Raw genomic sequence first — 14,269 nt, forward strand, 5'->3', positions numbered from 1 at the left:
CGCCATGACGCTTCAACAATCCCGCCGCCTGCAAAGTGTGTTGCTCGGCACGCTGGCCTGGGCCATCGCGATCCTGATTTTCTTCCCGATCTTCTGGATGGTGCTGACCAGCTTCAAGACTGAAATCGATGCCTTTGCCACGCCGCCGCAGTTCATCTTCACGCCGACGCTGGAGAACTACCTGCACATCAATGAGCGCAGCAATTACTTTGCGTACGCCTGGAACTCCGTGGTGATTTCCTTCAGCGCTACCGCCCTGTGCCTGCTGATCTCGGTGCCGGCCGCCTACTCCATGGCGTTCTACGAAACCCAGCGCACCAAAGGCACGCTGCTGTGGATGCTGTCCACCAAGATGCTGCCGCCGGTGGGGGTATTGATGCCGATCTACCTGCTGGCCAAGAGCTTTGGCCTGTTGGATACGCGGATTGCGCTGATCATCATCTACACCCTGATCAACCTGCCGATCGTGGTCTGGATGGTTTACACCTACTTCAAGGACATCCCCAAGGACATCCTCGAAGCTGCCCGCCTGGATGGCGCCACCCTGTGGCAGGAAATGGTCCGCGTGCTGCTGCCGATCGCCAAGGGCGGCCTGGCGTCCACCGTGTTGCTGTCGCTGATCCTGTGCTGGAACGAGGCGTTCTGGTCGCTGAACCTGACCTCGTCCAGCGCCGCCCCGCTGACCGCGCTGATCGCCTCGTACTCCAGCCCCGAAGGCTTGTTCTGGGCCAAGCTGTCGGCCGTGTCGACGCTGGCCTGTGCGCCGATCCTGATCTTTGGCTGGATCAGCCAGAAACAGCTGGTGCGCGGTTTGTCCTTCGGCGCCGTGAAGTAACGGTTTCCTGATAATAATTTGAAGATGGAGGCCCATCATGGCCAACCTGAAAATCAACAATCTGCAAAAAGGCTTCGAAGGCTTCTCGATCATCAAGGGCGTCGACCTGGAAGTGAATGACAAGGAATTCGTGGTGTTCGTCGGCCCATCGGGCTGCGGTAAATCGACCCTGCTGCGCCTGATCGCCGGCCTGGAAGAGGTGACCGAAGGCACCATCGAACTGGATGGCCGCGACATCACCGAAGTGACCCCGGCCAAGCGCGACCTGGCGATGGTGTTCCAGACCTATGCGCTGTACCCGCACATGAGTGTGCGCAAGAACATGTCGTTTGCCCTGGACCTGGCCGGTGTCGACAAAAAACTGGTTGAAAGCAAAGTCAGCGAAGCGGCGCGCATTCTCGAACTGGGTCCGTTGCTGGAGCGCAAGCCCAAGCAACTGTCCGGCGGCCAGCGCCAACGCGTGGCGATTGGACGCGCGATTGTGCGCAATCCGAAGATCTTCCTGTTCGACGAGCCGCTGTCCAACCTCGACGCCGCGCTGCGCGTGCAGATGCGCCTGGAACTGGCACGCCTGCACAAGGAACTGCAAGCGACCATGATCTACGTGACCCATGACCAGGTCGAAGCCATGACCCTGGCCGACAAGGTGGTGGTGCTCAACAGCGGCTGCATCGAGCAAGTCGGCTCGCCGCTGGAGCTGTATCACCGGCCGGCCAACCTGTTTGTGGCAGGGTTTCTCGGCACGCCGAAAATGGGCTTCCTCAAAGGCCAGGTCACCCGCGTCGACAGCCAAGGCTGCGCCGTGCAGCTGGACGCCGGCACCCTGATCAACCTGCCCTTGAGCAGCGCCAGCTTGAGCGTAGGCAGTGCCGTGACCCTGGGGATTCGCCCGGAGCACCTGGAAATCGCCGCACCCGGCCAGACCACGCTGACCGTCACCGCCGACGTCGGCGAACGCCTGGGCAGTGACACCTTCTGCCATGTCGTGACCACCAGCGGCGAGCCTTTGACCCTGCGCATTCGCGGCGACATGGCCAGCCAGTACGGCGAAACGCTGCACCTGCACCTGGACCCGGCGCACTGCCATCTGTTCGATACCGAGGGTGTCGCCGTGGCCCGCCCACTGCGCGCCGCCGCCTGATTTCGCGAGACTTGTGATGAAACTGAATAAACAGCACCTCACTCAACTGGCGCCGCAGGTGAAACTGCCGGCCTATGCGATTGCCGACACCACCCAAGGCATCGCCCATATTGGCGTCGGCGGTTTCCACCGTGCGCATCAGGCGTATTACACCGATGCCCTGATGAATACCGGCGAGGGCCTGGACTGGAGCATCTGCGGCGTCGGCCTGCGCAGCGAGGATCGCAAGGCCCGCGACGACCTGGCCGGCCAGGACTACCTTTTCACCCTGTATGAACTGGGGGATACCGACGACACCGAAGTGCGCGTGATCGGCTCGATCAGCGACATGCTGCTGGCCGAAGACGGTGCCCGGGCGCTGATCGACAAACTGGCCAGCCCCGAGATTCGCATTGTTTCGCTGACCATCACCGAAGGCGGCTACTGCATCGACGACAGCACTGGCGAGTTCATGGCCCATCTGCCGCAGATCCAGCACGACCTGGCCCACCCGAACGCACCAAAAACCGTGTTCGGTTTCATCTGCGCGGCGCTGACCCAACGCCGTGCGGCGGGCATTCCGGCATTTACCGTGATGTCCTGCGATAACCTGCCGCACAACGGCGCCGTCACCCGCAAAGCGCTGCTGGCGTTTGCCGCCTTGCACAACGCCGAGCTGCACGACTGGATCAAGGCCAACGTGAGTTTTCCCAACGCCATGGTCGACCGCATCACCCCGATGACCAGCACCGCCCATCGCCTGCAACTGCATGATGAGCATGGCATCGACGACGCCTGGCCAGTGGTGTGCGAACCCTTTGTGCAGTGGGTACTCGAAGACCGCTTCGTCAACGGCCGCCCGGCGTGGGAGAAGGTCGGCGTGCAGTTCACCGACGACGTCACACCGTATGAAGAAATGAAGATCGGCCTGCTCAACGGCAGCCACCTGGCGCTGACCTACCTGGGTTTTCTCAAGGGCTACCGGTTTGTGCACGAGACCATGAACGACCCGCTGTTTGTGGCCTATATGCGTGCCTACATGGACCTGGACGTCACGCCGAACCTGGCACCGGTGCCAGGCATCAACCTGAGCGACTATAAACAGAGCCTGGTGGAGCGCTTTTCCAACCGGGCGATCGCCGACCAGCTGGAGCGCGTGTGTTCCGACGGCTCGTCGAAGTTTCCCAAGTTCACCGTGCCGACGATCAATCGCCTGATTGCCGACGGCCGGGAGACTGAACGCGCAGCACTGGTAGTCGCCGCCTGGGCGCTGTATTTGAAGGGTGTGGATGAGAATGGGGTGAGCTACAAGATCCCCGACCCGCGTGCCGAATTCTGCCAGGGGCTTGTGAGCGATGACGCCTCGATCAGCCGACGCCTGCTCGCGGTTGAAGAGATTTTCGGCACGGCTATTCCCAATTCGCCTGAGTTTGTGGCAGCGTTTGAGCGGTGCTTTTCCAGCTTGCGCGATCACGGCGTCACCCGAACCCTGGAGCAACTGCTGAAGAAACCGGCTTGAAACTGTGGGAGGGGGCTTGCTCCCGATAGCGGTGGGTCAGTTAAGTCTGTATTGACTGGTGCACCGCTATCGGGAGCAAGCCCCCTCCCACATTGACCGCATTTACCATCAAACAATAATGCTGAGCACCCCACCATGACCCGGCAAAACCTGTTCCTCGGTATCGACTGTGGCACCCAGGGCACCAAGGCCATCGTCCTTGATGCTTCCAGCGGCAAAGTCCTGGGCCTGGGCGCCGCCGCGCATACACTGATCAGCGGTGCCAACGGCCGGCGCGAGCAGCACACTCAGGAGTGGCTCGACGCCTTTACCGAAGCCACTCACCGCGCCCTGCAACAGGCTGGTGTGGATGGCCAGGACATCCTCGGCGTCGGTGTTTCCGGCCAACAGCACGGGCTGGTCTTGCTCGATGACCAGGGCCAGGTACTGCGCCCGGCCAAACTGTGGTGTGACACCGAAACCACGCCTGAAAACGAGCGCCTGCTCGCGTATCTGGGGGGCGAACAAGGCTCGCTGGAACGTCTCGGTGTGGCGATCGCACCGGGCTACACCGTGTCGAAACTGCTCTGGACCCGCGAACAACATCCGCATGTATTCGCCCGCATCGCCCATATCCTGTTGCCCCACGACTACCTGAACTACTGGCTGACCGGCCGCGCCGTCGCGGAATACGGCGATGCTTCAGGCACCGGTTACTTCAATGTGCGCACCCGCGGGTGGGATCTGGACCTGCTCCAGCACATCGACCCCAGCGGCCGCCGGGAGGCCGCGTTGCCGCAGCTGATCGAGGCGAACCAGACGGTGGGCAGCGTGCTGCCGGCCATCGCCGAACGCCTGGGCATCAATCCCGGCGCGGTGGTTTCCAGCGGTGGCGGCGACAATATGATGGGCGCCATCGGCACCGGCAATATTGCCCCGGGCGTGATCACCATGAGCCTGGGCTCATCGGGCACCGTGTATGCCTTTGCCGACCAACCCAGCGTCAGCCCGCAGGCATCGGTGGCGACCTTCTGCTCATCCAGCGGCGGCTGGCTGCCGCTCATCTGCACCATGAACCTGACCAATGCCACCGGGGTGGTTCGCGAGTTGTTCGAGCTCGACCTGGCGGCATTCAACAGCCTGGTCGCGCAAGCCCCGATCGGCGCCGAGGGCGTGAGCATGCTGCCGTTCCTCAACGGCGAACGCGTGCCCGCCCTGCCCCACGCCACCGGCAGCCTGCACGGCTTGACCATGACCAACCTGACCCGCGCCAACCTCTGTCGCGCCGTGGTCGAAGGCACCACCTTCGGCCTGCGCTACGGCCTGGATCTGCTGCGCCAGACCGGCCTGCAAAGCCAGAGTATCCGACTGATCGGCGGCGGCTCGAAAAGCCCGGTGTGGCGGCAGATGGTCGCCGATATCATGAACACCGAAGTGGTGTGCACCGAACAAAGCGAAGCCGCCGCCCTGGGCGCGGCGATCCAGGCCGCGTGGAGCCAGTCCGGCGAATCCCTGGCCAGCCTCTGCGACAAATGTGTGAGTGTCGATCCCACCAGCCGTACCCTGCCGGTGGCAAGCAATGTCAGTGCCTATCAACAGGCTTACGAGCGCTACCAGCAGCTCGTGGCAACCCTTTAAGAGCGAACGACTATGTATCTGGTGTGTGGCGAAGCGCTGTTCGATTTTTTCAGCGAAGAAGATGCCAGCGGGCAGGCTTCCAAGGTCAATTACAAGGCGATTGCCGGGGGATCGCCGTTCAACGTGGCGGTGGGCCTGCGCCGTCTCGGTATCGCGGCCGGTCTGTTCGGCGGGTTGTCGACCGACTTCCTGGGGCGACGCCTGCTGCAGGTGCTCAAGGACGAGGGCGTAGATGAGCAATTCCTGGTGGAGTTTGCCGCGCCCACCACGTTGTCGATGGTTGCCGTGGGTGCCAATGGCTCGCCGCAGTACAACTTCCGTGGTGAAGGCTGTGCCGACCGACTGCTGGAAATCGCCCATCTACCCGAGCTGGGCGCAGACATTCGTGGCTTGCATATCGGCTCATTTTCACTGGTGGTACAGCCGGTGGGCGACACCCTGCTGAGCCTGGTCAAGCGCGAAAGCGGCAAGCGTTTGATCAGCCTCGACCCCAACGTGCGCCTCAACCCGCAGCCGGACATCCAGCTATGGCGCGACCGCGTGGCCGAGCTGGTCAAGCATGCCGACCTGATCAAGGTCAGCGATGAAGACCTGCACCTGCTCTACCCCGAGCAATCGCCGGAAAGCGTGCTGCAAGGTTGGCTGCAGCACCGTTGCCAGCTGGTATTCCTCACCCGCGGCGGCGATGGCGCCAGCGTATTCAGCCGCCAGCACGGCACGTGGTCGCAACCCGCAGTAAAGGTGGTGATGGCCGATACCGTGGGGGCGGGTGACACCTTCCAGGCTGCGCTGATTGCCTGGTTGACCGAGCAACAGCTGGATTCGGTGGAGGGCCTGCAGCAGCTGACCCGCGCGCAGGTGGACAGCATGCTCGGCTTTGCCATCCGCGCCGCCGCCATGACCTGCAGCAAGACCGGACCGGACCTGCCGTATCGCCACCAGTTGGGTTCATGAAGGTTTTGTCAGCCAGGAAAAAATTAATCGATGGTTAATCCCGCCGGTCGACAGTGAAGTCGAACCCTTTGCGGAGCACCATCATGAAACTGCGTACCTTACTGTTTACCGGCCTGTTCACCGGCACATTGGCTCTGGCGGCAGGCTCGGGCATGGCCCAGGCCGATACCTCGCCGGCTGCGGCCAAACCCGTGCAATATCAATACGGGATGCCATTGAACATCGACAGAGTGATCGCCATGCACGAAACCGATACCGACGAGTGCAAGGTCATCAATGCGGATATCAAATTCGTGGACAAGGCAGGCAAGGTGGAAGACGTGGGCTACCGGAAGATGTCCGAAGCCTGCGACTTTCAGAACTGAGTTGTGAATGAAGCATCAGGAAAATGCACACCCCGCCCGCCTGCTCGCGGCGGCCACGGTAACCGCACTGGGCCTGGGATGTATCCAGGCCCACCGGTCTTCAGTCACTCAACCTCAGGCGTCGGCCTAGTAATAGCCACGTCCGCCAACTCTTTGCAGGACGGGTGCATGGGCTTGCCGGAGGTCTTCACGCAACCCGGTGATCAGGTTGCAAATGGCTCGACTGCTGTCGAGTGTGTCCGCGTTTATCCCTTTGACTTCCAAATCCACCCGGTCACGATCCTGGTCGTCAAAGACTTTGATCGTCAGCGAAGCATCTTCGGCTTTGGTGCATTCGCACCGTTTGGGCAGGAAACTTCCTTCAATAATGCTGCGAAGTTCTAATTCCGAAAGCATGACCAACCTCTCCTTATATTTATGAGACTGCCAACTACATCATGGTGTGTCCGGCAGGCATGTGCCCTGCCACGTCTTGCCGACCCTGGAAGACGCTTACCTCCATCAGCCTACTCGGCAAACTCAAGGTGCGTTGTAACCATTCCTCATAAGCACACCGCTGATTCATATAACTTGACGCATGCCCCGTTTATACCGCGTGAACTTTCGTCGAAACCCGCTGATTAAACGTTTAACTTACGCACTTGTATTAAACCGGACCTTGTGCGGCGACCCTTTCAGCAACATGTCGTAAACTATCAAAGTTGATATTAGCCCCTGAATTAACCGCCACCAACGTTTGCCCGCGCACATCCCGTTGCGCCACATAACGGCGTAGCCCAGCCACCGCCAGTGCGCCGGAAGGCTCGGTGATGGCGCGGGTATCGTCGTAGATCAACTTGATGGCACTGCACAATTCGTCGTTGCTCACAGTGATGACTTCATCCACCCAGTTGCGGCAGATCTCAAACCCGTACGCGCCGATCTGCGCCACCGCCGTGCCATCGGCAAACCCATCGACACTGGGCAGCACCACCCGCTCGCCCGCTTGCAGGGCGGCCAACAGGCAACTGGAGCCTTCGGACTCGACCCCGACGATGCGCACTTGCGGCCGCAGGTATTTGACATACGCCGCGATGCCAGCGATCAAACCACCGCCCCCCACCGGCACGAAGATCGCGTCCAGCGGCCCCTGTTGCTGACGCAGCATTTCCATGGCAACCGTGCCTTGGCCGGCAATCACATCCGGGTCATCAAAGGGCGAGACAAACGTGCAACCCGAGGTCTCGACCAGTTGCAGCGCGTGGGCTAGGGCCAACGGGAAGCTTTCCCCATGCAGTACCGCGTCGGCGCCACGCGAGCGTACGCCCAACACCTTCAACTCCGGCGTGGTACACGGCATGACAATGCGCGCGCGGATCCCCAGCTCACGCGCCGCCAGCGCCACCCCCTGGGCATGATTGCCCGCCGACGCCGTCACTACGCCTCGGGCCTTTTGTTCGGCCGTCAGTTGCACCAGGCGGTTGTAGGCCCCGCGGATCTTGAAGGAGAACGTCGGTTGCAGGTCTTCGCGCTTGAGCAACACCTGGTTGCCCAGCAGCGCCGACAGCGCCGGCGCGGCTTGCAAGGGGGTGCGCACCGCCAGGTCATAAACCGGCGCGGCGAGGATCTTTTTCACGTAGTGCTCAAGCAGGCTCGTGTCGGTGGCCTGGACGGCGCGGCGGGTAGTCATGGGTGGCTCCTGGTGGTGTGTGAGGCGCCCAGGAGTCGGAAAAACAAAACCCGCCTCTAGGGCGGGTTTGGGTGCAGCCGTGTGCTATCCCGCCAAATGAGGAATGGCGGTAATAATGCTTGGCTGGCTGCGGAAGGCTTGAAATGTCATGCAACGAAATTAACCGGCGGCCCGCCGGCAAGTCAATGCTCACGCTCCATTTATCCGCCGGGCTTTACGAGCGATATATGAAACATATACGCTTTGTATATTCCATTTACGCAGTGAACCCTATGGGCATCATCAAGATCACCGACCCGTTGCACGAACAACTACGCCTGGCCAGCGCCGCCATGGACCGCTCCATCAACGCCCAGGCCGAATTCTGGATCAAGATCGGCCTGCTCGCCGAGCTCAACCCGCACCTGCCCTATAACGAACTGATCAACAAGCTGTTGCTGGACAAACCCGACCTGATCCGAGGCCGCAGTTGATGATCAAGACACCCGCACAACTGGCCGTGATGCGTGAAGCCGGGCGTCTGCTGGCCCAGGTGTTTACCCTGCTCGACGGCCTTGTCGCCGCCGGCCGCTCCACCCTGGAGCTGGACAGTGCCGTCGAGGCATTCATCCGCAACGACCTCAAGGCCCGCCCGGCGAGCCTGGGGCAATACGACTACCCGTTCTGCATCAACACCTCGATCAATGAAGTGGTGTGCCATGGCATGCCCAGCGCCAAGGCTATCCTCAAGGACGGCGACATCATCAATATCGACATCACCCTGGAAAAAGGCGGCTTTATCGCTGACTCCAGCAAGATGTACATGATCGGAAATGTGGCCCCCAAAGCCCAGCGGCTGGTGGAAAAGACCTTTGAGGCGATGTGGGCCGGCATCCGCCAGGTCAGGCCCGGCGCACGGCTGGGGGATATCGGGCATGCGATCCAGAGCCATGCGCAGGCCAATGGGTACAGTGTGGTGCGTGAGTATTGCGGCCACGGGATTGGGCGCCAGATGCACGAAGAACCGCAGATCCTGCACTTCGGCCGGCCCGGCACCGGGATGGAGTTGCGTGAAGGGATGGTGTTCACGGTGGAGCCGATGCTCAATCAGGGCAGCTCGAAAGTGCGCAGCCTGAAGGATGGATGGACCGTGGTGACCCGGGACAATAGCTTGTCGGCACAGTGGGAGCATACCGTGGCGGTGACGGCGGACGGGTTCGAGGTGCTGACGCTGCAGCCCGCCGTTTGACCCGCTTGTTGTAGGAGCAAGCTTGCTCGCGAAAACCCCACAGGCGCCGCGTTCATTCAGGCAGCACGCGTTATCGTTGACGTTTTTCGCGAGCAAGCTCGCTCCTACAGGCGGCAAATGCCGGGTATTACCAGACCTGCCCTTGGCGCTTCAACTCCAGGCGCCGCACAAACTCCTCCAGCACCAGGCCGTACAGGTCATCTTGCAGGTAGGCATCTTCGATGCCTGCATCAAGGTTGGGGTTGTCGTTCACCTCGATCACCACCACCTTGTCGCCGGATTGCTTGAGGTCCACGCCGTAGAGGCCGTCGCCGATCAGGTTGGCGGTTTTCACCGCCAGCTCCACCACCGCCTTGGGCGCTTCGTGGACGGCCAGGGTGCGGCACTCGCCGTTGATGTCCTGGCCGATGGCTTTGTGGTTGTAGATTTGCCAATGGCCTTTGGACATGAAGTACTGGCAGGCAAAAATCGGCTTGCGGTTGAGAACGCCGATGCGCCAGTCGTACTCGGTGTAGAAAAACTCCTGGGCCAATAACAGTACGGAATGTTCGAACAATTCGGCAGTGGCCTTGAGCAAGGCTGCCTGGCTTTCCACCTTGATCACGCCACGGGAGAAACAACCGTCGGGGATCTTCAACACCAGCGGGAAGCCCAGGCGTTCGCCGACTCGCTCGAAATCCTGCGGGCGTTCCTTATAGAGGATTTCGGTGGCGGGCATGCCCAGTTGATGGCTGTTGAGCAGGTCGGTGAGGTAGACCTTGTTGGTGCAGCGCAGGATCGATGCCGGATCGTCCATCACCACCAGCCCTTCGCTCTCGGCCTTTTTGGCGAAGCGATACGTGTGGTTGTCGACGCTGGTGGTCTCGCGGATCAGCAAGGCGTCATATTCGGCGAGGCGTGAGTAATCCTTGCGCTCGATGAGTTCCACATCAATCCCCAGGCCCCTGCCGACCCGCACGAAATTCTCCAGTGCGCGGGCGTTGGACGGTGGCAGTTGCTCCTGGGGATCATGCAGGATGGCCAAGTCATAACGCGCCAATCGACGGGAGCGCGGTTGGCGCCAGATCTTGCGGCTGTAGTTGTCGAGGGCATGGGCGAACTGGTCTTCCTGATCATCGCGCAACTTATGCAATACGCCGGACTTGACCCCTTCGATATGCCAACCGTTATGTTTGCGAAACTCAACTAACAAAATCGGACAGGGGAACGTTTCAAATAACTGGCGGGCCAATTCCTGCAAAGCGTCTATATGCGTTCGGCCAAAGTAAAGGGTCAGGGTAAACCCTTCGGTATTGCTGTAAAGATGATGACTCAAGGCTTTATCGAGGGTTTTATCCAAGTTATCCAGGGACAAGCCATACAGCGACTTCCTGGTCAATTCACTGATGGTGCGCACCGACGGAATCACCTTGTGCCCGCGCGCCTCGGCCAGCAACGAGCAATAGTAACCGTGCCCCAGGTACTTGTAGCTGCGGCACAGGTTGATGACCTGCACGCGCTTGCCCGGCTCGCTTTCGCGGGTTTGTTCCAGGTATTCCTGGGCAGTGACGATGTCTTCGCTGGGAAAGTAGGAAGCCCAGTCTTCCTTGCGTTCGACAATGATCACAACTTGGCTTGGACGTCTGGGTACGCTGGAAAAATAACCCTCGGAGGTTATTGTCGCCGCGACAGTTTGCTCGGATACTTCACGCCAATGACTGTTTACCGCCGACATAATATTTGATCCGCTTTAGAGAACTCGACCTTTTCTATTAAGCACGATCTTTTAGAGAAGTCCCGTTTCGTTACGCAACTTTTACGGCGGTCATATGGCTCTTTCTTTACGCATTGCAACCTTGGCGGACGTGCCCGAATTGATGGCACTGGAACAGCAGTGTTTCACCAGCGATCGGCTTTCGTTACGCAGTTTTCAGTGGATGATCAGCCGAGCGCATGGGCAGTTGTGGGTCGCTGAACGTGACGGGCAGTTGCTCGGCTATGCGCTGCTGCTGTTGCGGCGCGGCAGCGCCCTGGCCCGCCTGTATTCGATTGCGATCACCCAGGCTGCGCGCGGCTGCGGCCTGGGTGTGCAATTGCTGACGCATATGGAGGCCCGCGCACGGGAGCAGGGCTGCGCCGCCCTGCGCCTGGAGGTGCGCACCGACAACCCGGTTGCCCTCACCTTGTATGAGCGCAACGGTTATCGGCGCTTCGCCCTGATCAACGACTACTATGCCGACCACACCGCCGCCCTGCGCCTGGAAAAACCGCTGCTCAGGCCACCTGTTTGACGCCGGCCCTGGCCTCCAGCTCGCGTACCAGCGGCAATACCCGCTTGCCGAAGTACTCGACTTCCTCCTGGAAGTGCAGGAAGCCGGCCAGCACCAGGTCCACTCCCACGGCCTTGAGCGCAACAATGCGCTCGGCGATTTGCTGCGGCGTGCCGATCAGGTTGGTCTTGAAGCCGTCGTTGTACTGCACCAGGTCCTCGAAGCTGGACTTGGCCCAGTTGCCCTCGCCTTCCGGTGACGCTTGGCCGGCCTGTCGGGCCGCATCGCCAAAGGCATTTACCGCTTGTGCATCGGCCTTGTCGATAATCTCCGCCAGTACGGCCTGGGCTTCTTCTTCAGTGTCGCGGGCGATCACAAAGGCATTCACGCCGATTTTCACCGCATGGTGATTGGCTGCGGCCTTGGCGCGAATATCATCGACCTGGGCCTTGATGCCTTCGGGGGTATTACCGTTGGTGAAGTACCAGTCCGACACCCGCGCCGCCATGTCCCGCGCGGCCCGCGAGCTGCCGCCCTGGAACACTTCCGGCTGGCCGAGGGGCTTGGGTTTGAGTGTGTAGTTGTTGAAACGGTAGAAGTCGCCCTTGAAGGTGAAGTCGTCCTGGCTCCAGATGCCTTTGAGGGCACGGATAAACTCCTCGGAACGGCGGTAACGCTCATCGTGCTCCAACCAGGGCTCGCCAATGGCCTGGAATTCGCCCTTGAACCAACCGCTGACGATGTTCACCGCAATACGGCCGTTGGTGAGCTGGTCGATGGTCGCCAACTGCTTGGCCGCCAGCGCCGGTTGCCAGGGGCCCGGCAGGATCGCGGCGATGACCTTGAGTTTGGTGGTCGCCGCCAATAGCGCATGGCTGAACGCCACGGATTCATGCTGGTTTTCCGCACCGTAACCTGCGGTAAACCGAATTTGCGTCAGGCCGTACTCAAAGCCCGCCGCTTCGGCCAATTGCGCCAGTTTGCGGTTGTAGTCGATGCCCCAATGGGTGCGTTGTTCGATCTTGCTGACCACCAGCCCACCGCTGACGTTGGGTACCCAATAGGCGAATTTCACGGCTTGCTGACTCATCTGGCTGTACCTCACACAAGGGATGTACGAGGGCTTGAGCAGCAAGCATGCCAGGCTCAGGCAAAGGCCCGTGCTACAGGCGCTGCGGCGAATAAAGCGGGTTGGCACGCCGGGCGGCGGCTTGCGCGCAACCTGTCTATTTGTCGATCCGCTGTTGCTGGAGCAACAGTGCGCCGCCGCGCTTGCCCCGTAAACACTGGCCCGCAGGCCCGGCACGGACTGTGCAATTGCCTCAGGACTTGATCACTGCCGAGGAGCTGTTCCCCATGACTGAGCAACACATCATCAACCCGCTGTCCGTCGGCGTTGACTACGCCACCTTGGTCGCACGGTTCCGGCCGATCTTCCAGCGTATCGCCGAGGGCGCGGTTGCACGCGAACATACCCGCACCCTGCCCCACGAGCCGATCGAGTGGCTCAAGCAAGCCGGTTTTGGCGCCGTGCGGGTCCCGCTGGAATACGGCGGTGGCGGCGCCTCGTTGCCCCAGTTGTTCGAGCTGTTGATCGAGCTGGCCGCAGCCGATTCGAACGTCCCCCAAGCCCTGCGCGGGCATTTTGCCTTTGCCGAAGACCGCTTGAATGCAGCACCGAGTGCCGGGCGCGACCTGTGGTTCAAGCGTTTTGTCGACGGCGACCTCGTCGGCTGTGCCTGGACCGAAATCGGCAATGTCGCCATCGGTGAGGTGGTCACGCAGGTCAGCCCCGACGGCGATAAGTGGCGGCTCAACGGTGAAAAATTCTACAGCACCGGCAGCCTGTTCTCGGACTGGATCGACGTCTACGCCCAGCGCAGCGACACCGGCGCCGATGTGATCGCCGCCACCCGCACGCACCAGCCCGGCGTGGTGCAAAGCGACGACTGGGACGGTTTTGGCCAGCGCACCACCGGCAGTGGCACCACACGGTTTATCGAGGCGCAGGTGGAAGCCGAAAACGTCATCGACTTTTCTACCCGCTTCAAATACCAGACGGCGTTCTACCAGTTGGTGTTGCTGGCGAGCCTGGCCGGGATTGGCCAGGCGGCACTCAATGACGTGGCCCATCAAGTGCGTAGCCGCAAGCGTATCTACAGCCATGGCAATGCCGAACATGTCAGCCAGGACGCGCAGGTTCAGCAGGTGGTGGGTGAAGTCGCCGCGTGGGTGTATGCCGCCAAAGCCAGTGCCTTGAAAGCTGCCGTACCGGCGCAACGGGCCTACCTGGCGCGCTTTGCGGGAGATGATGCGGCAGAACGCGAGGCCAATGTGGCGGCTGAAATTGAGTCGGCGACGGCGCAGGTGGTGGTGTCGGCATTGATCCAGCGCGCCACCACTGAATTGTTCAACGCGCTGGGCGCGTCGGACGTACGCCAGGGCAAAGCCCTTGACCGCCACTGGCGCAATGCGCGCACCGTGTCATCCCACAACCCGGTGATCTACAAGGCGCGGATTGTCGGCGATTGGGTGATCAATGGCACCGAGCCGCCGTTTGTGTGGCAGATCGGCAATGGCCCGGCCGGGCTTAAAAAGTAAGGGGCAAGCCCTAATGCCAGTCACTTAAGGCTTAACGCTGTCACTGTGGGAGGGGGCTTGCTCCCGATGGCGGTGTGTCAGTCACGGTTTCTGAACCTGACACACCGCTATC

General features: G+C 61.0%; 14 protein-coding genes and 1 pseudogene. 11 read left to right on the forward strand and 4 right to left on the reverse strand.

Annotated features, from left to right (window positions below):
* Nucleotides 1–4: 4 nt before the first annotated feature.
* The 7 genes from DK870_RS27065 to DK870_RS29795 all read left to right on the forward strand — a co-directional run bounded on the left by DK870_RS27065 (nucleotide 5) and on the right by DK870_RS29795 (nucleotide 6,540).
* Nucleotides 5–835, forward strand: a complete 831-nt coding sequence (locus DK870_RS27065) for a carbohydrate ABC transporter permease (RefSeq protein WP_060757054.1) — start codon at nucleotides 5–7, stop codon at nucleotides 833–835.
* Nucleotides 836–872: 37 nt separating this feature from the next.
* Nucleotides 873–1,976, forward strand: coding sequence for an ABC transporter ATP-binding protein (locus DK870_RS27070; RefSeq protein ID WP_161550233.1), 1,104 nt, complete (start codon nucleotides 873–875; stop codon nucleotides 1,974–1,976).
* 16 nt (nucleotides 1,977–1,992) lie between these two features.
* Nucleotides 1,993–3,474 carry a mannitol dehydrogenase family protein gene (locus DK870_RS27075; protein WP_161550234.1) on the forward strand — a complete coding sequence of 494 codons (1,482 nt, stop codon included), beginning with the start codon at nucleotides 1,993–1,995 and terminating at the stop codon, nucleotides 3,472–3,474.
* A 135-nt stretch (nucleotides 3,475–3,609) separates the two neighbouring features.
* Nucleotides 3,610–5,091 carry a xylulokinase gene (gene xylB, locus DK870_RS27080; RefSeq protein ID WP_161550235.1) on the forward strand — a complete coding sequence of 494 codons (1,482 nt, stop codon included), beginning with the start codon at nucleotides 3,610–3,612 and terminating at the stop codon, nucleotides 5,089–5,091.
* A gap of 12 nt (nucleotides 5,092–5,103) precedes the next feature.
* Nucleotides 5,104–6,045, forward strand: coding sequence for a carbohydrate kinase (locus tag DK870_RS27085; RefSeq protein ID WP_060757058.1), 942 nt, complete (start codon nucleotides 5,104–5,106; stop codon nucleotides 6,043–6,045).
* Nucleotides 6,046–6,128: 83 nt separating this feature from the next.
* Nucleotides 6,129–6,410, forward strand: coding sequence for a DUF2790 domain-containing protein (locus tag DK870_RS27090; RefSeq protein ID WP_060757059.1), 282 nt, complete (start codon nucleotides 6,129–6,131; stop codon nucleotides 6,408–6,410).
* Nucleotides 6,411–6,417: 7 nt separating this feature from the next.
* Nucleotides 6,418–6,540: a hypothetical protein gene (locus DK870_RS29795; protein ID WP_256679935.1), complete on the forward strand. Its 123-nt coding sequence runs from the start codon at nucleotides 6,418–6,420 to the stop codon at nucleotides 6,538–6,540.
* On the opposite strand, the gene DK870_RS27095 is transcribed toward DK870_RS29795, so the two are convergent.
* Complete coding sequence (locus DK870_RS27095; protein WP_060757060.1) at nucleotides 6,537–6,806, reverse strand: DUF1652 domain-containing protein; 270 nt, start codon at nucleotides 6,804–6,806, stop codon at nucleotides 6,537–6,539. The two genes, DK870_RS29795 and DK870_RS27095, sit on opposite strands and share 4 nt — an antisense overlap.
* 250 nt (nucleotides 6,807–7,056) lie before the next feature.
* Nucleotides 7,057–8,079, reverse strand: coding sequence for a threonine ammonia-lyase, biosynthetic (gene ilvA, locus DK870_RS27100; RefSeq protein WP_161550236.1), 1,023 nt, complete (start codon nucleotides 8,077–8,079; stop codon nucleotides 7,057–7,059).
* Between the two features lie 272 nt (nucleotides 8,080–8,351).
* Between ilvA and DK870_RS27105 the strand changes: the two genes are divergently transcribed.
* Together DK870_RS27105 and map are read left to right on the forward strand one after the other, a co-directional pair.
* Entirely contained in the window at nucleotides 8,352–8,552 is a 201-nt protein-coding gene (locus DK870_RS27105; RefSeq protein ID WP_060757061.1) for a ParD-like family protein, read from the forward strand.
* A complete protein-coding gene (gene map / locus DK870_RS27110; protein ID WP_161550237.1) occupies nucleotides 8,552–9,307 on the forward strand; it encodes a type I methionyl aminopeptidase in 756 nt (251 codons plus the stop codon). The genes DK870_RS27105 and map overlap by 1 nt, the downstream gene beginning before the upstream one ends.
* 127 nt (nucleotides 9,308–9,434) lie before the next feature.
* Here map and DK870_RS27115 read toward each other — a convergent pair whose 3' ends face one another.
* Nucleotides 9,435–11,021, reverse strand: a complete 1,587-nt coding sequence (locus DK870_RS27115) for a RimK family protein (protein WP_090371404.1) — start codon at nucleotides 11,019–11,021, stop codon at nucleotides 9,435–9,437.
* A gap of 94 nt (nucleotides 11,022–11,115) precedes the next feature.
* Between DK870_RS27115 and DK870_RS27120 the strand changes: the two are divergent.
* Nucleotides 11,116–11,565 (forward strand): annotated as a pseudogene (locus tag DK870_RS27120) (GNAT family N-acetyltransferase); the annotation flags it as partial.
* Here DK870_RS27120 and sfnG read toward each other — a convergent pair.
* The gene (sfnG, locus tag DK870_RS27125; RefSeq protein ID WP_161550238.1) at nucleotides 11,561–12,646 is read right to left on the reverse strand and encodes a dimethylsulfone monooxygenase SfnG; all 1,086 of its coding nucleotides are present in this window, start codon (nucleotides 12,644–12,646) and stop codon (nucleotides 11,561–11,563) included. The pseudogene DK870_RS27120 and the gene sfnG sit on opposite strands and share 5 nt — an antisense overlap.
* 266 nt (nucleotides 12,647–12,912) lie before the next feature.
* Here sfnG and DK870_RS27130 point away from each other — a divergent pair, with 266 nt between their 5' ends.
* Entirely contained in the window at nucleotides 12,913–14,157 is a 1,245-nt protein-coding gene (locus tag DK870_RS27130) for an acyl-CoA dehydrogenase family protein (RefSeq protein ID WP_161550239.1), read from the forward strand.
* The last annotated feature ends 112 nt before the right edge of the window (nucleotides 14,158–14,269 follow it).

Source organism: Pseudomonas sp. Q1, from assembly GCF_009935975.1.
Taxonomy (GTDB): domain Bacteria; phylum Pseudomonadota; class Gammaproteobacteria; order Pseudomonadales; family Pseudomonadaceae; genus Aquipseudomonas; species Aquipseudomonas palleroniana.